The 19,628-nt window shown below is 62.5% G+C and carries 20 protein-coding genes; 5 read left to right on the top strand and 15 right to left on the bottom strand.

Annotated features, from left to right (window positions below; all coding sequences use genetic code 11):
• Positions 1-22: 22 nt before the first annotated feature.
• From MUM_RS0123430 to MUM_RS0123395, 8 genes are all read right to left on the bottom strand, one after another.
• Entirely contained in the window at positions 23-1,021 is a 999-nt protein-coding gene (locus MUM_RS0123430; RefSeq protein WP_010174786.1) for a septal ring lytic transglycosylase RlpA family protein, read from the bottom strand.
• Positions 1,021-2,034, bottom strand: coding sequence for a lytic murein transglycosylase B (gene mltB, locus MUM_RS0123425; protein WP_010174785.1), 1,014 nt, complete (start codon positions 2,032-2,034; stop codon positions 1,021-1,023). Before mltB ends, MUM_RS0123430 begins: the two co-directional genes overlap by 1 nt.
• A gap of 17 nt (positions 2,035-2,051) precedes the next feature.
• Positions 2,052-3,155, bottom strand: coding sequence for a rod shape-determining protein RodA (gene rodA / locus MUM_RS0123420; protein ID WP_050543221.1), 1,104 nt, complete (start codon positions 3,153-3,155; stop codon positions 2,052-2,054).
• 31 nt (positions 3,156-3,186) lie between these two features.
• Complete coding sequence (gene mrdA, locus MUM_RS0123415; protein ID WP_010174783.1) at positions 3,187-5,085, bottom strand: penicillin-binding protein 2; 1,899 nt, start codon at positions 5,083-5,085, stop codon at positions 3,187-3,189.
• A 15-nt stretch (positions 5,086-5,100) separates the two neighbouring features.
• Entirely contained in the window at positions 5,101-5,568 is a 468-nt protein-coding gene (gene rlmH / locus MUM_RS0123410) for a 23S rRNA (pseudouridine(1915)-N(3))-methyltransferase RlmH (RefSeq protein ID WP_003185785.1), read from the bottom strand.
• A gap of 9 nt (positions 5,569-5,577) precedes the next feature.
• Complete coding sequence (rsfS, locus tag MUM_RS0123405; protein WP_003215432.1) at positions 5,578-6,072, bottom strand: ribosome silencing factor; 495 nt, start codon at positions 6,070-6,072, stop codon at positions 5,578-5,580.
• A gap of 69 nt (positions 6,073-6,141) precedes the next feature.
• Positions 6,142-6,786: a nicotinate-nucleotide adenylyltransferase gene (gene nadD / locus MUM_RS0123400; protein WP_003215431.1), complete on the bottom strand. Its 645-nt coding sequence runs from the start codon at positions 6,784-6,786 to the stop codon at positions 6,142-6,144.
• Positions 6,786-8,051: a glutamate-5-semialdehyde dehydrogenase gene (locus MUM_RS0123395; protein WP_010174772.1), complete on the bottom strand. Its 1,266-nt coding sequence runs from the start codon at positions 8,049-8,051 to the stop codon at positions 6,786-6,788. The genes nadD and MUM_RS0123395 overlap by 1 nt, the downstream gene beginning before the upstream one ends.
• A 176-nt stretch (positions 8,052-8,227) precedes the next feature.
• Between MUM_RS0123395 and MUM_RS0123390 the strand changes: the two genes are divergently transcribed.
• Both MUM_RS0123390 and MUM_RS0123385 read left to right on the top strand, forming a co-directional pair.
• The gene (locus MUM_RS0123390) at positions 8,228-8,911 is read left to right on the top strand and encodes a DNA-3-methyladenine glycosylase (protein ID WP_029616062.1); all 684 of its coding nucleotides are present in this window, start codon (positions 8,228-8,230) and stop codon (positions 8,909-8,911) included.
• 112 nt (positions 8,912-9,023) lie between these two features.
• A complete protein-coding gene (locus tag MUM_RS0123385; RefSeq protein ID WP_010174768.1) occupies positions 9,024-10,340 on the top strand; it encodes a bifunctional DedA family/phosphatase PAP2 family protein in 1,317 nt (438 codons plus the stop codon).
• On the opposite strand, the gene MUM_RS0123380 is transcribed toward MUM_RS0123385, so the two are convergent.
• From MUM_RS0123380 to MUM_RS0123370, 3 genes are read right to left on the bottom strand one after another with little or no spacing between them, the layout of a single operon-like run.
• Positions 10,334-10,927 carry an LON peptidase substrate-binding domain-containing protein gene (locus MUM_RS0123380; protein ID WP_010174766.1) on the bottom strand — a complete coding sequence of 198 codons (594 nt, stop codon included), beginning with the start codon at positions 10,925-10,927 and terminating at the stop codon, positions 10,334-10,336. The genes MUM_RS0123385 and MUM_RS0123380 overlap by 7 nt on opposite strands.
• Positions 10,928-10,948: 21 nt before the next feature.
• On the bottom strand, positions 10,949-11,665 hold the full coding sequence (locus MUM_RS0123375) for an LrgB family protein (RefSeq protein WP_010174764.1): 717 nt from the start codon (positions 11,663-11,665) through the stop codon (positions 10,949-10,951).
• Positions 11,662-12,024 (bottom strand): CidA/LrgA family protein, encoded by a 363-nt coding sequence (locus MUM_RS0123370; RefSeq protein ID WP_010174762.1) that lies wholly within the window; start codon positions 12,022-12,024, stop codon positions 11,662-11,664. Before MUM_RS0123370 ends, MUM_RS0123375 begins: the two co-directional genes overlap by 4 nt.
• 171 nt (positions 12,025-12,195) lie before the next feature.
• On the opposite strand from MUM_RS0123370, the gene MUM_RS0123365 reads away from it, so the two are divergent.
• The 3 genes from MUM_RS0123365 (at position 12,196) to MUM_RS0123355 (ending at position 15,142) form a co-directional block, all read left to right on the top strand.
• A complete protein-coding gene (locus tag MUM_RS0123365; protein WP_010174760.1) occupies positions 12,196-12,651 on the top strand; it encodes a MaoC family dehydratase in 456 nt (151 codons plus the stop codon).
• A gap of 102 nt (positions 12,652-12,753) precedes the next feature.
• Entirely contained in the window at positions 12,754-14,472 is a 1,719-nt protein-coding gene (locus MUM_RS0123360; RefSeq protein WP_010174758.1) for a C13 family peptidase, read from the top strand.
• A gap of 28 nt (positions 14,473-14,500) precedes the next feature.
• The gene (locus tag MUM_RS0123355; RefSeq protein ID WP_010174756.1) at positions 14,501-15,142 is read left to right on the top strand and encodes an oxidoreductase; all 642 of its coding nucleotides are present in this window, start codon (positions 14,501-14,503) and stop codon (positions 15,140-15,142) included.
• Between the two features lie 138 nt (positions 15,143-15,280).
• Here MUM_RS0123355 and MUM_RS0123350 read toward each other — a convergent pair whose 3' ends face one another.
• From MUM_RS0123350 to MUM_RS0123335, 4 genes are all read right to left on the bottom strand, one after another.
• Entirely contained in the window at positions 15,281-15,565 is a 285-nt protein-coding gene (locus tag MUM_RS0123350; protein WP_029616061.1) for a YceK/YidQ family lipoprotein, read from the bottom strand.
• A complete protein-coding gene (gene ubiX / locus MUM_RS0123345; protein ID WP_003219402.1) occupies positions 15,558-16,187 on the bottom strand; it encodes a flavin prenyltransferase UbiX in 630 nt (209 codons plus the stop codon). The genes MUM_RS0123350 and ubiX overlap by 8 nt, the downstream gene beginning before the upstream one ends.
• The gene (mpl, locus tag MUM_RS0123340; protein WP_010174752.1) at positions 16,184-17,533 is read right to left on the bottom strand and encodes a UDP-N-acetylmuramate:L-alanyl-gamma-D-glutamyl-meso-diaminopimelate ligase; all 1,350 of its coding nucleotides are present in this window, start codon (positions 17,531-17,533) and stop codon (positions 16,184-16,186) included. Before mpl ends, ubiX begins: the two co-directional genes overlap by 4 nt.
• A 61-nt stretch (positions 17,534-17,594) precedes the next feature.
• Complete coding sequence (locus tag MUM_RS0123335; RefSeq protein WP_010174750.1) at positions 17,595-19,499, bottom strand: sigma-54-dependent Fis family transcriptional regulator; 1,905 nt, start codon at positions 19,497-19,499, stop codon at positions 17,595-17,597.
• Between the last annotated feature and the right edge of the window lie 129 nt (positions 19,500-19,628).

The following is a 19,628-nucleotide window of genomic DNA, read 5'->3' as shown; positions in this document are numbered from 1 at the left end:
AACCATCAATCCTTTGTCTTGCTTATTCGGCGGTGACCACGCTGGGTTGCCCCAGGTTGGCCATGCGCACACTGTTCTGTACTTGCGCCACTTCACTCGGCGAACCGATCGGTCCCATGCGCACACGGTGCAGGGTCTGCTGGTTACGCACAATAGAGCTGATGAAGACCGGCGCGCTGACCATCCCGCTGAGCTTGGACCTTAACAGTTCTGCCGCGTCCGGGTTGGCGAAAGCGCCCACTTGCAGGTACTGCCCGCCCACGGTGGACGCCCCCGGTGCGGCATGCGGTACCACGACAGTGTCGGGGGCGTGCTGCGCCGGTGGCGGTGTCCACTGCTCGATCTTGCCGGCGGATGCGGTCACTTGCGGTTGTGGGGTCTGCGGCTCATTGAGCATCAACGGCGCCGGCTTGCCACGCTGGGCCCAGTACTGGGCCGGGTCGATACCTTCCACCTTCACCCGCGCCGTGCCGATCTCGGCGTACCCGAGTTTCTTCGCGGCGGCGTAGGACAAGTCGATGATCCGGTCCGAATAGAACGGCCCACGGTCATTGACCCGCAGGATCACCGTGCGGTTGTTGTCCAGGTTGGTCACGCGTACGTAGCTGGGCAGCGGCAGGGTCTTGTGGGCCGCGCTCATGCCGTACAGGTCATACACTTCGCCGTTGGCGGTGTTCTGGCCATGGAACTTGGTCCCGTACCAGGACGCCGTGCCGGATTGCACGTAGGTCTTGGAGTCTTGCAGCGGGAAGTAGTTTTTGCCCAGCACGGTATAGGGGTTGGCCTTGTAAGGGCCGGTGTGCAGGGTCGGCGTGGCGTCCGGGATTTTCGAAACATCCACATCCCACCACGGCGCGCCGTCTTTGTGGGCGCGGTTGATGTCCAGCCCCGGCTGGGAGCGGATGGCGGTGCCACCGGATTTTTGCACCGGTGCACGACTGGTGGAGCAACTGACCACCAACAACGACAATGCGGCGTATGCCACCAGCTTCAGGGGTTTGTACATCGGTGATACCGGCATTACTTGACGCCCCGTGCTTGGACCAGCATGTCTGACAGCTGATGCACGGCCATGGCGTACATCACACTGCGGTTATAACGCGTGATTGCGTAGAAATTCTTCAGGCCCATCCAATATTCCGGGCCGTTCTCGCCTTCGAGGCGGAACGCCGTCACCGGCATATCATCGCGTGGCGCATTCTGACTCGACCACCCCAGCGCCCGCAACTCCCCGACCGTCCTGGCCGGCTCGATACCCTGGGTCAGGCCTTCGTCGGCGCGGTCACCCGTCACCTCGGCGCGGATCACCACCGGCTCGCCGGCTACCCAACCATGACGCTTGAAGTAGCTGGCAACACTGCCGATGGCGTCATCGGGGTTGCTCCAGATATTGATATGGCCGTCACCGTCGAAGTCCACGGCGTACGCGCGAAAGCTGCTCGGCATGAACTGCGGCAAACCCATCGCCCCGGCATAGGAGCCCTTGAGGGTCAGCGGGTCGACCTGTTCTTCACGGGCCAGCAACAGGAACTCGCGCAGCTCCTTGCGGAAGAATTCGGCGCGCGGCGGGTAATCGAAGCCCAGGGTCGACAGCGCGTCGATCACCCGGTAGCTGCCGGTGTTGCGGCCGTAGAAGGTTTCGATGCCGATGATTGCCACGATCACTTGAGCCGGTACGCCGTACTCCTGCTCGGCACGGGCCAGCACGGCTTCGTGCTGGCGCCAGAAGTCCACGCCACGTGCCACGCGGGCGTCGGTCAGGAACATCGGGCGATATTCCTTCCACTGTTTAACGCGTTCGGCGGGCCGGGAGATGGCGTCGAGGATCGCCTGCTTGCGCTGGGCTTCACGAAACACGCCCATCAGTTGTTCACCGGCGAAACCATAGTCACGGGTCATCTCACCGACAAACTCGGCGACCTGGGGCGAACCGTCATAGTCGCCGGCCTGCGCTTCCTGCACAGCGGCTCCCAGCAGGCCCAGCAGGCCCATCCAGGACACGTGCCGAGCCGCCCAGCCGCGCATTACTTGCATTGACATCTTCACCTTATTCAAACCTGTGCGATCCACTTACGATGGGTATGGATCGACATCAAAACCCCAAACGCTGACATCAATGTCACCAGCGAAGTTCCGCCGTAGCTAATGAACGGCAACGGCACCCCAACCACCGGCAACAGGCCACTGACCATACCGATGTTGACGAAAACGTAAACAAAAAACGTCATGGTGAGGCTGCCGGCGAGCAATTTGCCGAACAGCGTCTGCGCCTGGGCGGTAATCACCAGGCCACGACCGATCAGCAGCAAGTAAATCAGCAACAGTGCGCAGATGCCCACCAGGCCGAACTCCTCCCCCATCACCGCGATAATAAAGTCGGTGTGGCTTTCCGGCAAAAAGTCCAGGTGCGACTGGGTGCCCAGCAGCCAGCCCTTGCCGAATACGCCGCCGGAACCAATGGCCGCCTTGGACTGGATGATGTTCCAGCCGGTGCCCAGCGGGTCGCTCTCCGGATCGAGGAAGGTAAGGATTCGCTGCTTCTGATAGTCGTGCATGAAAAAGAACCACATGGCCACGGCCACCGGCACGGCGGCGGCCAGCACGCTGAGGATCCAGCGCCAGCGCAGCCCACCCATGAACAGCACGAACGCACCGCCCGCGAGGATCAACAGCGACGTGCCGAGGTCGGGCTGGCGCACGATCAGGATAAACGGCACGCCAATCAATATCAGGCTGATGCCCACGTGCTTGAGTTGGGGCGGCAATGTGCGTTTTGACAGGTACCAGGCAATGGTCGCCGGCATCAAAATCTTCATGAATTCCGACGGCTGGAAGCGAATCACCCCCGGGATGTTAATCCAGCGGGTCGCGCCCATGGCGTTGTGGCCCATGACATCCACCACCACCAGCAGCAACACGCCGGCGACATAACCCAGCGGTACCCAGCGCGCCATGAAGCGCGGCTCGAGCTGGGCGATCACCACCATCGACAACAGGCCCAGGCCAAACGAGGACGCTTGCTTGATCAGCAGGTCCCAGTTCTTGCCACTGGCCGAATACAGGACGAACAGGCTGCCGGCCGCCAGGGTCAGCAGCAGGATCAGCAACGGGCCATCAATGTGCATGCGCTGCAGCAAGGTGGCGCGTCGACGCATCACATCCTCGCTGGAGAGGATGCGATCAAAATTACTCTTCACTGGCCGTAACCTCGGTGCTTGAAGGGGGGCCGCCATATTCGGGCTTGAGCCGGCCGTCGTCGGCCAACAGCCAGGCGTCCATCACCTGGCGCACCACGGGCGCGGCGACGCCGGAACCGGACTCGCCGTTCTCGACCATCACCGCCACGACGATTTTCGGGTTGTCGGCCGGGGCAAAGCCGACGAACAAGGCGTGGTCGCGGTGGCGTTCCTGGACTTTGGAGCGGTCGTATTTCTCGCCCTGCTTGATCGCGACCACCTGGGCCGTACCGCTCTTGCCGGCAATCCGGTACTGCGCGCCCACCGCCGCTTTACGCGCGGTGCCCCGGGCGCCGTGCATCACTTGCTGCATGCCGTGGTTGACCTTGGTCCAGTCGGACGGGTCGCGCAGCACAATGTCCGGAATCGGGTTTTCATCCAGCGGGCGCTCGCCCTCGATGGTCTTGGCCAGGTGCGGACGGTTCCACACCCCTTTGTTGGCCACCAGCGCGGTGGCCTGGGCCAGTTGCAGCGGCGTGGCCTGCATATAGCCCTGGCCGATCCCCAGGATCAGGGTTTCGCCCGGGAACCACGCCTGGCGACGAGTCGCACGCTTCCACTCGCGGGATGGCATCAGGCCGGGGGATTCTTCGAACATGTCCAGGGAGACTTTCTGACCGAGGCCGAACTTGCCCATGTAGGCCGAAAGCCGATCAATCCCCAGCTTGTGGGCCAGGTCATAGAAGTAGGTGTCGTTGGAACGCATGATCGCCGTGTCCAGGTCCACATAGCCGTCGCCGGTGCGGTTCCAGTTACGGTATTTGTGGTCGTAGTTGGGCAGCATGTAGTAGCCAGGGTCGAACACACGGCTCGATGCGGTCACCACACCCGAGTCGAGGCCGGCAATCGCCACCGCCGGCTTGATGGTCGAGCCCGGCGGATACAGGCCGCGCAGCACGCGGTTGAACAGCGGCCGGTCGATGGAATCACGCAGCTCGGCGTAGGCCTTGAAGCTGATCCCGGTGACAAACAGGTTCGGATCAAAGCTGGGCTGGCTGACCATTGCCAGCACTTCGCCAGTGCTCGGGTCCAGCGCTACCACGGCACCCCGGCGACCGCCCAAGGCCATCTCCGCCGCTTCCTGCAACTTGATGTCCAGGCTCAGCACGATGTCCTTGCCGGGAACCGGGTCGGTGCGCTTGAGCACCCGCAGCACCCGGCCACGGGCGTTGGTCTCGACTTCCTCGTAACCCACCTGGCCGTGCAATTCCGGCTCGTAGAAACGCTCGATGCCGGTCTTGCCGATATGGTGGGTGCCGCTGTAGTTGACCGGGTCGAGGGTCTTCAGCTCTTTCTCGTTGATCCGGCCCATGTAGCCGACCGAATGCGCGAAGTGCGCGCCTTGCGGGTAGTGCCGCACCAACTGCGCCACCACTTCCACACCCGGCAGCCGGAACTGGTTCACCGCGATCCGGGCGATCTGCTCTTCGGTCAGCTCGAACAGGATCGGCACCGGCTCAAACGGTCGGCGCCCCTGCTTCATGCGTTTTTCGAAGATCACCCGGTCTTCCGGCGTCAGTTGCAGCACCTCGACGATCACATCGAGGATTTGCTGCCAGTCGCCGGAGCGCTCGCGGGTCATGCTCAGGCTGAAACTGGGCCGGTTATCCGCTACCACCACGCCATTGCGGTCGAAAATCAGCCCACGGGTCGGTGGAATCGGCTGCACGTGCACCCGGTTGTTCTCCGACAGCGTGGAGTGATAGTCGTACTGGATCACCTGCAGGAAATACAGGCGGGCAATCAACACCCCCAGCAGTACCACCACCAAAATCGCGCCGAACACCACCCGCGCGCGTACAAGACGTGCGTCTTTCTCGTGGTCCTTGATGCGGATCGGCTGGGTCATCAGGCAGGGCGCAGATTATTTGTGGTAAGGGTGCCCGGACAGAACTGTCCAGGCGCGATACAGCTGTTCACCGATCAGGATTCTTACCAACGGATGCGGCAGTGTCAGGGGCGACAGCGACCAGCGCTGGTCCGCCCGCGCGCACACTTCCGGCGCCAGCCCTTCGGGGCCACCCACCATGAAGTTGACCGTGCGCGAATCCAGGCGCCAGCGATCCAGTTCCACCGCCAACTGCTCGGTGCTCCAGGGCTTGCCGTGCACTTCGAGGGTCACGATCCGCTCGTTGGGGCCGACCTTGGCCAACATGGCTTCGCCTTCCTGACGGATAAAGCGGGCCACGTCGGCATTCTTGCCCCGGGTATTGAGCGGTATTTCCACCAGTTCCAGCGCCAATTCGGATGGCAGGCGCTTGGCATATTCATGCCAGCCTTCTTCCACCCACTTGGGCATGCGTGAACCGACAGCGATCAGACGCAGGCGCACAGCCGTTCCTTATTCCTGGTCTTTGTTGAGCTTGTCGAAGTGCGCGTGGCCAACTTCAGGGCTGTGGTGCTTGCCATCGGCGGCACGGCTCTGCTCGGCGCCTTTCCACAGACGCTCCAGGTCGTAGAACTGGCGGGCGTTGCTGGTCATCATGTGAACGATCACGTCGTCCATGTCCAGCAGTACCCAGTCGCTGTCGCCCTTGCCTTCTTCACCCAACGGCTTGACGCCCTGGGCTTTGACCGCTTCGCGAACCTTGTCCAGCATCGCGCCGATCTGGCGGTTGGAGGTACCGGTGGCGATGATCATGAAGTCGGTGATGCTCTGCTTGTCGCGCACGTCCAGGACCTGGATGTCCTGGGCCTTCACGTCTTCCAGGGCAGCCACGGCCACCTTGACCAGCTCTTCGCCGGCCAGCTCAGGGCCGGTGTGGGCTTCTACTGGCAGAGGAGCGCTCTTGAACGTGCCTTTGCGCTTAACTTTGCTTACGTCTTTGTTCGTCATATAAAACTCGTTTTGCTCGTATGTTCGGGCGCTCGCTGCACGACTGTTCGTGCGTTCAAGCGCGCCTTTTCAGTTCGACGCACGGTAAAGTCCGTGCGCATCGATGTAGGCCAGGACCGCGTCAGGCACCAGGAAACGTACCGACTTCCCGCTGGCCAGCAGTTGACGGATCTGGGTGGCAGACACCGCAAGCGGGGTTTGCCAGACGAATGCAATATTCCCGCTCGGCCCGGTCAGGGCCAATGGGTCACTTACCGACCGCGCTGCCAGCAGGTTGCGCAAGGCATCCGGCGATTCTGCGTCGGCATCCGGGCGTTGCAGCACCAGGATGTGGCAATGCTGGAGCAACTCTTCCCAGCGGTGCCAAGTGGGCAGGCCGCAAAACGCGTCCCAGCCCAAAAGTAGAAATAACTGGTCATCCGCGGCCAACTCGGCCCGCATCAGTTCCAGGGTGTCGACAGTGTAGGACGGTTTGTCGCGTTTGAGTTCGCGGTCGTCCACCACCAGCGGTGCAATGCCGGCCACAGCGAGGCGGACCATCTCCAGGCGCTGCTGCGCAGACACCTGCGGCGTGTCGCGATGGGGCGGCCGGGCATTCGGTGCCAGACGCAACTCATCCAGCCCGAGGGCGTCCGCGACTTCCAGCGCACTGCGCAAATGGCCAATGTGCACGGGGTCGAAGGTGCCACCGAGCAGCCCGATGCGTTTACCCATCAAGTGCGCACATGACCGTCACCGAACACCACGTACTTCTCGCTGGTCAGCCCTTCCAGGCCAACCGGGCCGCGTGCGTGGAGCTTGTCGGTGGAGATACCGATCTCCGCCCCCAGGCCATATTCGAAGCCGTCGGCAAAACGTGTCGAGGCGTTGACCATCACCGAAGCGGAATCCACTTCGTTGAGGAAACGCCGGGCATCGCTGAAATGCTCGGTGACAATAGCGTCGGTGTGCTTGGAGCCGTATTGATTGATGTGGTCGATGGCCTGGTCCAGGTCGTCAACGATGCGGATCGACAGGATCGGCGCCGTGTATTCGGTGTACCAGTCCTGCTCGGTGGCTTCGATCACGTCGCTGCCGAGGATCGCCCGGGTACGCTCGCAACCACGCAGTTCGACGCCCTTGTCGCGGTAGATGGCAGCCAGCGGCGGTAGTACGCGCTCGGCAATGCCGGCGTGCACCAGCAGGGTTTCCATGGTGTTGCACGGGGCGTAGCGATGAGTCTTGGCGTTGTCGGCAATGCGGATCGCCTTGTCGAGGTCGGCGGCGACGTCGATGAACACGTGGCAGACGCCATCCAGGTGCTTGATAACCGGCACCTTGGCATCGCGGCTCACGCGCTCGATCAGGCTCTTGCCACCGCGCGGCACGATCACATCAACAAATTCAGGCATGGTGATCAGCGCGCCAACGGCGGCGCGATCGGTGGTTTCGACCACTTGCACCACTTCGGCCGGCAATTCGGCCACGGCCAGGCCCTGCTGAATGCACGCGGCAATGGCGCGGTTGGAATTGATCGCCTCGGAACCGCCCCGCAGGATGGTGGCGTTGCCGGACTTGAGGCACAGGCTCGCGGCGTCGATGGTCACGTTCGGGCGCGACTCATAGATGATGCCGATCACGCCCAGGGGCACGCGCATCTTGCCGACCTGAATGCCGGACGGCAGGTAGCGCATGTCGCGGATTTCACCGATGGGGTCAGGCAGCTTGGCCACCTGACGCAAACCTTCGATCATGTCGTCGATACGTGCCGGCGTCAGCGCCAGGCGATCCAGCAAGGCTGGCTCCAGGCCATTGGCCCGGCCGTTGGCCAAATCCAGTTCATTGGCAGCGGACAGCTCGGAGCGCGAAGCATCCAGAGCGTCGGCGGCCGCCAGCAAGGCACGGTTCTTCTGCGCGGTGCTCGCACGGGCGATCAACCGCGAGGCCTGACGGGCAGCGCGACCCAGGCGGGTCATGTAGTCAAGAACGGACTCAGTCATGGTCTGGTGGGGTCTTGGCAAAGAGGAAAGCGGCAGATTATAGCTGTGACGCCGTCCTACGGACAGCGGTGAGGGGCGGATGGTCGAAATGAACTGTAAAAAACCGACGTTCAGCGGGAATTAAGGCTGGAGTTGTTATCATCCTGTCACATTTAGCCGCATTACCTTTGATCGCCATGTCCAGTTTTACCCCAATGATCCCCGCCAACGCCCTGCCCGACGGCTTTTTCGACCGTGACGCGCAACTGCTCGCGCGGGAATTGCTGGGAAAAGTCATTCGCCATCGCGTCGGCGATTTGTGGCTGTCGGTGCGAATTATTGAAACCGAAGCCTATTACCTCGCCGAAAAAGGCAGCCACGCGTCCCTGGGCTACACAGAAAAGCGTAAGGCTTTGTTTCTGGATGGCGGCCACATCTATATGTACTACGCCCGCGGCGGTGATTCGCTGAACTTCAGCGCCCACGGACCGGGCAATGCGGTGCTGATCAAATCGGCCTATCCCTGGGTCGATGAAGTGTCCGGCCCGGCGAGCCTCGCACAGATGCTGTCGAACAACCCGGATGCCAGCGGCAGGCCGCGCCCTTCGCAAAAGCTGTGTGCCGGCCAGACCTTGCTGTGCAAGGCCCTGGGTTTGAAAGTACCGATGTGGGACGCCAAGCGTTTTGACCAGGAGTTGCTCTATGTCGAAGACGTGGGCCTGGCGCCCGGCCAAGTGATTCAGACCACCCGCCTGGGCATTCCCGGCGGTCGCGATGAACACCTGATGTACCGCTTCGTCGATGCCGGCTATGCGCCGTATTGCACACGGAACCCGCTGCGCCGGGGCCAGGTCGAAGGCCGCGACTATTTTTTGATTTGAAAACATACATAAACCTGTAGGAGCCCGGCTTGCCGGCGATAGCGGACTCAAGGACGCCATCGCCGGCAAGCCGGACGCCTACAAGGACGATCTACAAAAGGGAGTTGATTGTATGGGCCCATGGCTCGATGGCATTACCGGCTGGCTGACCCTGAACCCACAATGGCTGGCCGTGGCGGTGTTTATCGTGGCGTGCGTGGAGTGCCTGGCCATTGCCGGCCTCATCGTACCGGGCACGGTGTTGCTCTTCGCCATCGCCGCACTGGCCGGCAGCGGCGCACTGTCCCTGGGGGAAACCCTGTTGCTGGGCTTCCTCGGCGGCATATTGGGCGATGTTGTTTCCTACTTCCTTGGTCGCCATTTCCACCAGAACATCCGGCGCCTTCCGGGCCTGCGGCATCACCCTGAATGGATGAGCGGCGCCGAGACTTACTTCCAGAAGTACGGCATCGCCAGCCTGCTGGTAGGACGCTTCATTGGCCCGCTGCGGCCAATGTTGCCGATGGTCGCCGGCATGTGCGACATGCCCTTCCCGCGCTTCGCCGCCGTCAGCCTGTTGGCCGCCGCTGGCTGGTCGGTGGCGTATCTGCTGCCGGGTTGGGCCACCGGCGCCGCATTCCGCCTGCCGCTGCCCGAAGGATTCTGGCCGGAGGCCGGAATTGTCGCCGCGTGCCTCGCCGTATTGATCGGCGTGAGCCTCAACAGCAGCCTGCGCGGCCACCGGCGCGCCACCCTGTGGATCGGCTGCATCGGCGGCACGCTGCTGATCGCATTGTTTATCGGCTATCACTACCTGAACGACTTTGACCAAGGCTTGATGGCCCTGGTGCAGGAACACCGCGGCCCGGCGATCGACCGGGCGATGGTGATGGTGACCCAGCTGGGTGAGTTCAAGAAGATGTTCGTCGCCAGCGCGGTGCTGACCGGCCTGCTGGTAGTGGCGCGGCAATGGCGCCAGGCAATCTTTGTCGGCGCCACGCTGCTGGGCGCCGCGTTGATCAATACCGGCACCAAGCTGTTTTTTGCGCGGATGCGCCCGGAAGTGCTGACCGACCCACTCACCAGCTTCAGCATGCCCAGCGGCCATGCGTCCGGCTCGTTTGCGTTCTTCCTGGCGTTGGCGGTGCTGGCCGGTCGCGGTCAACCGACCCGCCTGCGCCTGACCTGGCTGGTGCTGGGTTGCATCCCGGCCGCCACCATCGCCGTGTCCCGGGTGTACCTGGGCGCCCATTGGCCCACGGACATCCTGGCGGGCACCTTGCTGGCGATGACGGTCTGCGCCTTCAGCCTGCACTTCAGCCAGCACCGCAGCCTGTTGCCGCCGATGCCGCCAAAAGTCTGGTGGTTGATCTTGCCGGTATGTGGGGCGGTGCTGGGCTTCATTGCGTTTACCGGCACGTCCCACGCACTTCTCAGGTATGCCTACTGAGCAAACAACTCGCCCTGCAACTCATCCAGCAACAGCTGAATCGCATCCAGCCGTTGCTGCGGGTCGTCGAGCTGCAGCAGGTCGATCTTGTCGGCCTCGGTGAAAGGCAGCAGGTACGCCAGCTGATTGCCCAAGGCTTGCTGGCCATCGGCGTGGGTGCCCATGTCCAGGGACGCGACCATCGGGTGCTCGGCCAGGGCGTGGAGCAGCGCGAGCAAGTCGGCGTCTTCCTCCTCCAGCGGTTGTTCGGGGTGCTCGTGAAGCCACTGCACCTCGGCCACCAGCAGTTGATCCTTCTGCACGCCGGCGTCACGCACGCGGAAACGCCGGCCGCCCTCGACGCGAATCCCCAGCAGGCCGTTGTCTTGCTGCTTGAAATCACGAATCAGCGCTTCGCAGCCAATCAACGCGTAGCCATCCGGCGCCAGCCCGACTTCCTTGCCGTCGAGGATGCACACCACGCCAAAGCTTTCGCCCTTTTTCATGCAGCGGCTGATCATGTCCAGGTAACGCGCCTCGAACAGTTGCAGGTCGAGGGTGCACCCGGGGAACAGCACGGTATTGAGCGGGAAAAGCGCCAGACTCATAAAGGTTTCCTTAAACCCGACTTAACTAACCAGCGACACGGCCAAGGGCAGGAACACCGCCGTGGCCACGCCCATCAAACTCATGGCCAGCGCCGCAAAGGCGCCGGTCTCTTCACTTTCCTGCAAGGCCACCGACGTTCCCACGGCGTGGGCGGTCATGCCAAGGGCCATACCGCGCGCCTCGGGGCTGTGCACGCCCAGGCGCGACAAATACGCCGGCCCGATCATCGCGCCGATCACCCCGGTGATCAGCACAAACACCGCCGCCAGTGCCGCTACGCCACCAATCTGCTCGGCCACCAGCATCGCAATCGGCGAAGTCACGGACTTGGGCGCCATGGTCATCAGCATCATGTGTTCGGCGCCAAACCACCAGCCCAACAGCACGCACAGGCCGGTAGCCAATACGCCACCTATCACCAGCGTAGTAAAAATCGGCCAGAACAATTGGCGAATCCGTCGCAGATTCAGGTAAAGCGGCACCGCCAGGGCCACCGTCGCCGGGCCGAGCAGGATGCTCATGATCTCGGTGCTCTTGCGGTACTCGGCGTACGTCAGGCCACACCCCAGCAACACGCCGATCACCAGCAGCATCGACACCAGCACCGGCTGCAGGAAGATCCAGCGGGTTTTCTCAAAACCGGCCAGCACCAACTGATAGGCACCGAGGGTGATGCCGATGCCGAACAAGGGGTGATGAATCACGGCGGCCCAGGCACCCTGCCAATCCACGGTCATTGGCCCTCCTCCCGCTGCGCCTGGCGCTTGACCAGTTTTTGCATCAGCACGCCGACAAAGCCCATGGCGACCACCAGCGACAATACCAACGCGCCGACAATGGCCCAGAAGTCCGCGGCGATGTCCTTGGCATACACCATCACACCCACCGCGGGCGGCACCAGCAGCAAGGGCAAGTAACGCAGCAGACTGCCAGCCGCCAGGCTCAGGGGCTCACCGACTTCGCCGCGCCATATCAGGAAGGCCAGCATCAGCAGCAGGCCAATAATCGGCCCGGGCAACACCGGGACAAACAAATGATTGATCGCCGTGCCGAGCAATTGAAACAGCACCAGCCATGTCAGACCGCGTAACAGCATCCGTTCTCTCCCCCCCTTAAAGCGTGTCGGCATTATAAGCACGCCGCCTCTATGGAACGGCATTCGCCAAAAGCATGGTGGGTTGACCGGGCCAAGTGCCCATGATGATCTACATTGGTTCTCTGGACCTGTCCAAAAAATACAAAAATGATGAACCTAAGGAGAGTCGCAATGCCCTCAGTACCCGTAGCGCAACTCAAGGATTATGTCGGCAAGGAACTGGGACGTTCTGCATGGCTCACCATCGACCAGGAGCGCATCAACCTGTTCGCGGAGGCCACCGGCGATTTTCAGTTCATCCACGTCGACCCGGTGAAAGCCGCCCAGACGCCGTTCGGCGGCACCATCGCCCACGGTTTCCTGTCGCTGTCGCTGATACCCAAGCTGATCGAAGACATCCTGATCATGCCCGAGGGCCTGAAGATGGCGGTCAACTATGGCCTGGACAGCGTGCGTTTCATCCAGCCGGTGAAGGTCGACTCCCGGGTACGCCTGGCCGTGACCCTGACCGATGCCACCGAGAAAAAGCCCGGGCAATGGTTGCTTAAAGCCACCTGCACCCTGGAAATCGATGGCCAGGAAAAACCTGCCTACATTGCGGAGTCGCTGTCACTCTGCTTCGTCTGAACCCGGCTGTGGTGAGCCCGCCCGCTCACCACAATTCATGTAAATTTATGTATAGATCTCGCAGCTGCGGCATACTCGGCGCTCAATTATCCGGATCCCGCTATGCGCCCACTCGCTCCCCTTGCTCTTGTCCTGTTGCTCACCGCGTGCGGCGACGGCGAATCGCTGTTGCCGCCCGATGCGCGGCTGCCCGATGGCGGTCGTTACCGTGGCGATGTGGTCAATGGCTTGTTGCAAGGCCAGGGCCGGGTGGATTACCCCAATGGCAGTTGGTACGCCGGCCAGTTCGATAAAGGCCAGTGGCACGGCCAGGGCGAATGGCATGGCAGCAACGGCGAGGTCTACAAGGGCCAGTTCCAGCAAGGCCTCTTCGACGGCCAGGGCAGCCTGACCACGTCGGGCAACAGTTACGTCGGCGGGTTCAAGCAAGGCAAGCGCAACGGCGAAGGCACCCTCAAAGAAGGGCAGATGACCTATCGCGGCGAATTCAAGGACGACCAGTATTCCGGTCTCGGCCGCCTCGAGCTGGCCGACGGCAGCCAGTACCAGGGCCAGTTCGCCCACGGCAAGCCCAACGGCGAAGGCCAGCGCAACGACGACAGCGGCAACCAGTTCAGCGGTCACTTCGTCGATGGCCAGCTGGAGGGCAATGGCACCTTCAACAGCGCCGATGGAGACATGTACATCGGCCACTTCAAACAGAACCAGCTCAACGGCAAGGGCCGTTATGAAAACGCCGACGGCGACGTGTGGATCGGCGAATTCAAGGAAGGCGCCCTCAGCGGCAAGGGCGAACTGATCGGCGTGGACGGCAGCCATTACGTGGGCCAATTCGTCGACTGGCGCTTCACCGGCCCCGGTCGCCTGAACCTTACCGACGGCAGCTTCTATATTGGCGGCTTCGACAGCGACAGCTATCAAGGCCGCGGCACCCTGGTGCTCACCGATGGCACCGTGCAGGCCGGCACCTGGGTCAACGGCATGCGCGTGCGCGATGCCGATGGCAAATTGTTGCCTGACCCGCTGGAGATCGGCCTGTTTGCCCAGGGCCGCCTACTGGATGCAGCCCTCGCCGCAGTGCCCGCCTCCAAATCGGGAGTGGAGCTATACACCCTGGTGGTGGCCGGTGACGGCAAACAAAGCGTATTCCTGCGTGAGGCCGACTACGTCAGCAACATGCTCGCCACGCGATTCGGGGCCTATGGCCAGATCCGCCTGGTGAACCACCGCGACCACATCGCCGACCGTCCCATGGCCACCCGCGAAAGCCTGCGCCGAGCGGTCCAGACTCTTGCCGAACGCAGCGGCCCGCAAGACCTGGTGTTCATCTACCTGACCAGCCATGGCACCCACGAACACGAACTGGTGCTCGACCAGCCGCGCATGGAACTGGCCGACCTGCCCGCCGATGAGCTGGCCGCAGTAATGGCGCCGCTGAAAAACCGCGACAAGATCGTGGTGATTTCAGCCTGCTACTCCGGGGGGTTCATCCCGGCCCTCAAGGACGAACACACCCTGATCATGACCGCCTCACGCGCCGACCGCGTGTCGTTCGGCTGCTCCGAAGAGGCCGATTTCACCTACTTCGGCGACGCCCTCTTCGCCCAGGCCTTCAACCAGACCGATGATTTGCAGCAAGCCTTCAAGCTGGCGCAAACCCACGTGGCCGAGCGCGAACAGGCGGATAACTTCGAAGCCTCTGAACCGCAGATCTGGGCCCCCAAAGGCGTGATTGCCCATTGGCAATTATTACGCAAACAGCAGGCACGAAAGGCGCTGGAAAGCGTCTCAATGAATAGCAAGGAAGCCAAGAGCAACTAAGCTGAATCTGTACCAAGGGGGAAACATCATGTACCTGACACCTCAGCATATCTTGCTCGCCGGAGCCTCCGGCCTGACCGGGGAGCACCTGCTGGACCGCCTGCTCAACGAGCCCACCGTGACCCGCGTGCTGGCACCCAGCCGCAAGCCACTGGCCGAGCATCCACACCTGGAAAACCCGGTGGGCGACCCGGCCGTATTCCTGCCGCAACTGAGCGGCCAGGTGGACATCGCCTTCTGCTGCCTGGGCACCACCATCAAGCAGGCCGGCTCTGAAGAAGCCTTCCGCGCGGTCGACCTGGACATGGTCGTGGCCTTCGCCAAGCGCGCTCGGGAAATGGGCGCGCGACACCTGATAGTGATCAGCGCGATTGGCGCCGATCCGAAATCCTCGATTTTCTACAACCGGGTCAAGGGCGAGATGGAACAGGCGTTGAAGGCTCAGGGTTGGCCGCAGTTGACCATCGTCCGGCCTTCGCTGTTGCTGGGCGAGCGGTTGGAGCCACGTTTGGCCGAGCAACTGGCCGGGCCCTTGTCACGGTTGATTCCGGGCAAGTATCACGGCATTGAAGTATGCGAACTGGCGCGGGCGATGTGGCGACTCGCGCTGGAAGAGCAGGATGGGGTGCGGGTTGTGGAGTCGGACGAGCTGCGCAAGCTCGGCAAGTAGTTTTGCTGGTAGCCCGGCTGGCCTCATCGCGGGCAAGCCCGGCTCCCACATCAACTGCGCCGACATGGCGAACACAGTCTCATGTGGGAGCTGGCTTGCCTGCGATGAGGCCGTCACAGGCGCCGACCCTTTCAGCTCCTACAGCCCCCCCGTCGCGTTAAACCCAACCCCCAACACCGTCAGCACCGACAGCGGCAACAGCAGCGTGTCGAGCAAGGCGCTGGCCGGCAGGTCGACATGGGGATAACTCGGCGCTTCGGCCCCAAAACGGTCCATCGCACAGCATCCGCCCTGAATCGCGTACAGATCCAGCCGCGTCCCGGCATACACCACCGGGGCGCCGGGCTGCGCGGCGTCCAGCGTGCGCGCCGTGGCACACCCGGTCAGTTGCAGCGCCAGCCACACCATCAAGAGTTTATTCATCACTGCTCAAATGGTGTTCGCCCCAGCGCGGCAGCATGTCTTGAGGGATATTCAGCAGGTTGAGAATCCGCGCCACCACAAAGTCCACCAGGTCATCGATGGTTTGCGGCTGGTGATAAAAGCCCGGCGACGCCGGCAGGATGGTCACGCCCATGTTCGACAGCTTGAGCATGTGCTCCAGGTGAATACTCGAATACGGCGCCTCGCGCGGCACCAGGATCAACTGGCGACGCTCCTTCAAGGTCACGTCCGCCGCACGCTCGATCAGGTTATTACAGGCGCCCGTGGCAATCGCCGACAGGGTGCCGGTGGAACACGGCACCACCACCATCGCGGCCGGTGCACCGGAGCCCGAAGCCACCGGCGACATCCAGTCTTCCTTGCCATAGACCTTGATCTGCCCTGCCGCCGCACCGGTGTACTCGGTGAGGAAGGCCTGCATCATCTGCACCTTGGGCGGCAACGCGACATCGGTCTCGGTGGCCAGCACCAGTTGCGCCGCCTTGGAGATCAGGAAGTGCACCTCGCGGTCCTCGCGCACCAGGCAGTCCAGCAGGCGCAAGCCATAGGGCGCGCCGGACGCACCGGTCATCGCCAGGGTGACGCGTTCCGGGCCGCTCATTTCAGCGCCTCGGCGAGTTTGCCGTGCAGGCCGCCGAAGCCGCCGTTGCTCATGATCACCACGTGGGTGCCGGGCTTGGCCTGGTGTTTCACGTGCTCGATGATGCCTTCCAGCGAGTCGCAGCAAATCGACGGCACGGTGCACAGCGCAGCGATGGCGGGCAGGTCCCAGCCGAGGTTGGCCGGTGCATACCAGACCACCTGGTCGGCATCGTTGACGCTTTCCGGCAAACCGTCACGGTGGGCGCCCAGCTTCATGGAGTTGGAGCGCGGTTCGATAATCGCGATCACCTGGGCATCACCCACGCGCTTGCGCAAGCCATCCAGGGTGGTGGCGATGGCCGTCGGGTGGTGGGCAAAGTCGTCGTAGATGGTAATCCCGTTCACGTCGGCGACTTTTTCCATGCGGCGCTTGACGCTCTTGAACGCGCTCAAGGCGGCAATGCCCATGGACGGCACCACGCCGACATGCCGTGCGGCCGCCAGGGTGACCAGGGCGTTGGCGACGTTGTGCTGGCCAGTCATGTCCCACTCGACGACGCCTTGGGCGACACCTTCGAACAGGACTTCAAATTTGGAGCCGTCTTCGCTCAGCAGCTTGACCTGCCACTGCCCGCCCGCGCCGGTGGTTTGTACCGGGGTCCAGCAGCCCATCTCGATGACTCGCTGCAAGGCCGGCTCGGTAGTCGGGTGAATCACCAGGCCTTCGCTCGGAATCGTGCGCACCAAGTGGTGGAATTGCCGCTCGATAGCCGGAAGATCGGGGAAGATGTCAGCGTGATCGAACTCCAGGTTGTTCAGGATCGCCGTGCGCGGGCGGTAGTGGACGAACTTGGAGCGCTTGTCGAAAAACGCGCTGTCGTATTCATCGGCTTCGATGACAAAAAATGGTGTATCGCCGAGGCGCGCCGACACCGAGAAGTTCTGCGGCACACCACCGATCAGGAAACCAGGGCTCATGCCCGCATGCTCCAGCACCCAGGCCAGCATGCTGCTGGTGGTGGTCTTGCCGTGTGTACCGGCAACGGCGAGCACCCAGCGGCCTTGCAGCACATGGTCGGCCAGCCATTGCGGGCCAGACACGTACGGCAAACCTTTATTCAGTACATATTCGACCGCCGGGTTGCCGCGCACCATGGCATTGCCGATCACCACCAAGTCCGGGACCGGGTCGAATTGTGCCGGGTCGTAACCTTGGGTCAGCTCAATGCCCTGGGCCTGCAGTTGCGTGCTCATGGGCGGGTAAACGTTGGCATCGGAGCCAGTAACATGATGGCCCAGCTCTTTGGCCAACACCGCCATTGAGCCCATGAACGTGCCGCAAATACCGAGAATATGAATGTGCATAGTCGACCTCGTAAAACATCGAGGCAGGTTAGCGTAGGGAGGAACAAATCGCACCCTTTAGCTAACGGGCAATCCCGTGTTTGCGCAGCTTTCTATACAGGGTGTTACGGCTGACACCCAATTGTTCGGCCGTGTGGCTCATATGCCAGCGCTGTTGCTCCAAGGCATTGAGCAGCGCCAGGCGCTCTGCGTCGTCCAGAGGCGATTCCGAAAGTTCGTTCGCCCTTACGGGCTGCGGGCGCGCCTGGCGAATCACTGCCGGCAAGTCTTCAAGCCCGATACGTCCGTCGTCACACAACGCCGCCAACGTGCGCAACACGGTGCGCAACTGCCGCACATTGCCCGGCCAGGCAAATGCCAACAGTGCCTGGCGCGCGGGACTGTCCAGCAAGACCGACTGATCGCCCGCCTCCTCCGCCAGCAGAAAATCCAGTAACTGCGACTTGTCGCTACGCTCACGCAGCGGTGGCAGGGCGATTTCCAGACCGTTCAGCCGGTAGTACAGGTCCTCGCGAAAGCTGCCGTCCTGTACCCGCTCCAGCAAATTACGGTGGGTGGCGCTGATGATTCTGACGTTCACCGCCTGTGGCTCGCCGCCGATAGGCACTACCAGCCGGTCTTCCAATACCCTTAACAGCCGGGTTTGCAACGCCAAGGGCATATCGCCGATTTCATCCAGGAATAACGTGCCGCCGTCCGCCTGCTGCAGCTTGCCGCGCATGCCCTCCTTGCGGGCGCCGGTGAAGCTGCCGCCGCGGTAGCCGAAGAGCTCGCTCTCGATCAAGCTTTCGGGGATCGCCGCACAGTTCAGCGCAATAAACGCTTTGTCGGCCCTGAGGCTGGCATGGTGCACCGCCTTGGCAAACGCCTCCTTGCCGGATCCGGTTTCGCCATTGACCAGCAACGGCACGTCGCGCTCAAACACCCGCAACGCCTTGCGAAAATCGTTTTGCAGTGCTGCGTCCCCCAGGCAAATGCCCGGCAGCCGCGCCCGCTCGGGGATGGGCTGAGGAACCGGCGCCGGCACACTGCGTGGCTGGCCGCGCAACACCGCGAACAACCCACGACCATCGCGGGTACGCAGAGGCCAACTGGCGCTGGCATTCGCGCTGGCACGCCCGAGCAACTCATCCAGCGAACAATCGAAAAACGCCTCCACCGGCTGCCCCAACAGCCCGCCACGAATTTGCCCGAGCAAGTTCAATGCGCTCTGGTTCACCGCACAGATGCGCCCTTCACCGTCGAATGCCAGCAGCCCTTCGCTGAACAGGCCCACGGATTCGGCCTGCAAATGAAAGCGCAGCAACCAGTGGTTCTCGAAATGCCGCAGGAAGCAACAGCTCTCGATCATCTTCGCCGACAGATTGACCAGCGCCATGGTGTGGAACTGGCTCTGGCGCGACACGGCTTCCCGGGCCGAGGACACATCCAGCACCGCCAGCAGTTCGCCATGCGGATCGAACACCGGGCTGGCCGAGCAGGTCAGGCCGGTGTGCCGGCCACGGAAGTGCTCATCGCGATGAATTGTCAGGGACTGGCGCTCCACCAGGCAGGTGCCGATGCCGTTGGTGCCTTCGCAGGCCTCGCTCCAGTCGGCACCCAGCCACAGCCCGGCGCGCTCGAAAATCTTGCGCTCACTGGGCGCGGTGACGCAGTTGAGGATCACCCCGCGGGCGTCGGTGAGCAGCACCGCATGGCCGGCACCGGAGAGTTGTTGATGCAGGCTGTTCATTTCGCTGCCGGCGATGGTCAGCACTTGTTGCAGGCGCTCGCGGCTTTCCAGCAGGCGGCCATGTTCGAGCACCGTGGGGGCGATAGTCAGCGCGGGGTCGAGGTGATAGTCCTCCAGGCAACGCAGCCAGGAGCGGGCGATGGACGGATCGCTGCCGGGTCCGTGCAACGGATCCTGGCCACGGGTAACGGTCAGGACTTGCTGGGCATGGCGACTGAAATGATCGTTTTGCATGTTCTTATTATTCTCCCTGCGTGAACTACAAACCGCGCGCGAGTGCCCAGCATCCTCCAGCCTCCCGACCATTGCAATCCCGGGCAGACCCACCGGTCACAGGCTGTACCGTTTGTGGCACAAACTGTC

Source organism: Pseudomonas sp. PAMC 25886 (genome assembly GCF_000242655.1).
GTDB lineage: Bacteria > Pseudomonadota > Gammaproteobacteria > Pseudomonadales > Pseudomonadaceae > Aquipseudomonas.
This window is presented reverse-complemented; position numbering and strand designations above follow the sequence as displayed.

Bases quoted from the DNA above. Each gene is read 5' to 3' on its own strand.
- MUM_RS0123430 (WP_010174786.1), bottom strand. From the start codon at position 1,021: ATGCCGGTATCACCGATGTACAAACCCCTGAAGCTGGTGGCATACGCC.
- mltB (WP_010174785.1), bottom strand. From the start codon at position 2,034: ATGCAAGTAATGCGCGGCTGGGCGGCTCGGCACGTGTCCTGGATGGGC.
- rodA (WP_050543221.1), bottom strand. From the start codon at position 3,155: ATGCGTCGACGCGCCACCTTGCTGCAGCGCATGCACATTGATGGCCCG.
- mrdA (WP_010174783.1), bottom strand. From the start codon at position 5,085: ATGACCCAGCCGATCCGCATCAAGGACCACGAGAAAGACGCACGTCTT.
- rsfS (WP_003215432.1), bottom strand. From the start codon at position 6,072: ATGACGAACAAAGACGTAAGCAAAGTTAAGCGCAAAGGCACGTTCAAG.
- nadD (WP_003215431.1), bottom strand. From the start codon at position 6,786: ATGGGTAAACGCATCGGGCTGCTCGGTGGCACCTTCGACCCCGTGCAC.
- MUM_RS0123395 (WP_010174772.1), bottom strand. From the start codon at position 8,051: ATGACTGAGTCCGTTCTTGACTACATGACCCGCCTGGGTCGCGCTGCC.
- MUM_RS0123390 (WP_029616062.1), top strand. From the start codon at position 8,228: ATGTCCAGTTTTACCCCAATGATCCCCGCCAACGCCCTGCCCGACGGC.
- MUM_RS0123385 (WP_010174768.1), top strand. From the start codon at position 9,024: ATGGGCCCATGGCTCGATGGCATTACCGGCTGGCTGACCCTGAACCCA.
- MUM_RS0123380 (WP_010174766.1), bottom strand. From the start codon at position 10,927: ATGAGTCTGGCGCTTTTCCCGCTCAATACCGTGCTGTTCCCCGGGTGC.
- MUM_RS0123375 (WP_010174764.1), bottom strand. From the start codon at position 11,665: ATGACCGTGGATTGGCAGGGTGCCTGGGCCGCCGTGATTCATCACCCC.
- MUM_RS0123370 (WP_010174762.1), bottom strand. From the start codon at position 12,024: ATGCTGTTACGCGGTCTGACATGGCTGGTGCTGTTTCAATTGCTCGGC.
- MUM_RS0123365 (WP_010174760.1), top strand. From the start codon at position 12,196: ATGCCCTCAGTACCCGTAGCGCAACTCAAGGATTATGTCGGCAAGGAA.
- MUM_RS0123360 (WP_010174758.1), top strand. From the start codon at position 12,754: ATGCGCCCACTCGCTCCCCTTGCTCTTGTCCTGTTGCTCACCGCGTGC.
- MUM_RS0123355 (WP_010174756.1), top strand. From the start codon at position 14,501: ATGTACCTGACACCTCAGCATATCTTGCTCGCCGGAGCCTCCGGCCTG.
- MUM_RS0123350 (WP_029616061.1), bottom strand. From the start codon at position 15,565: ATGAATAAACTCTTGATGGTGTGGCTGGCGCTGCAACTGACCGGGTGT.
- ubiX (WP_003219402.1), bottom strand. From the start codon at position 16,187: ATGAGCGGCCCGGAACGCGTCACCCTGGCGATGACCGGTGCGTCCGGC.
- mpl (WP_010174752.1), bottom strand. From the start codon at position 17,533: ATGCACATTCATATTCTCGGTATTTGCGGCACGTTCATGGGCTCAATG.
- MUM_RS0123335 (WP_010174750.1), bottom strand. From the start codon at position 19,499: ATGCAAAACGATCATTTCAGTCGCCATGCCCAGCAAGTCCTGACCGTT.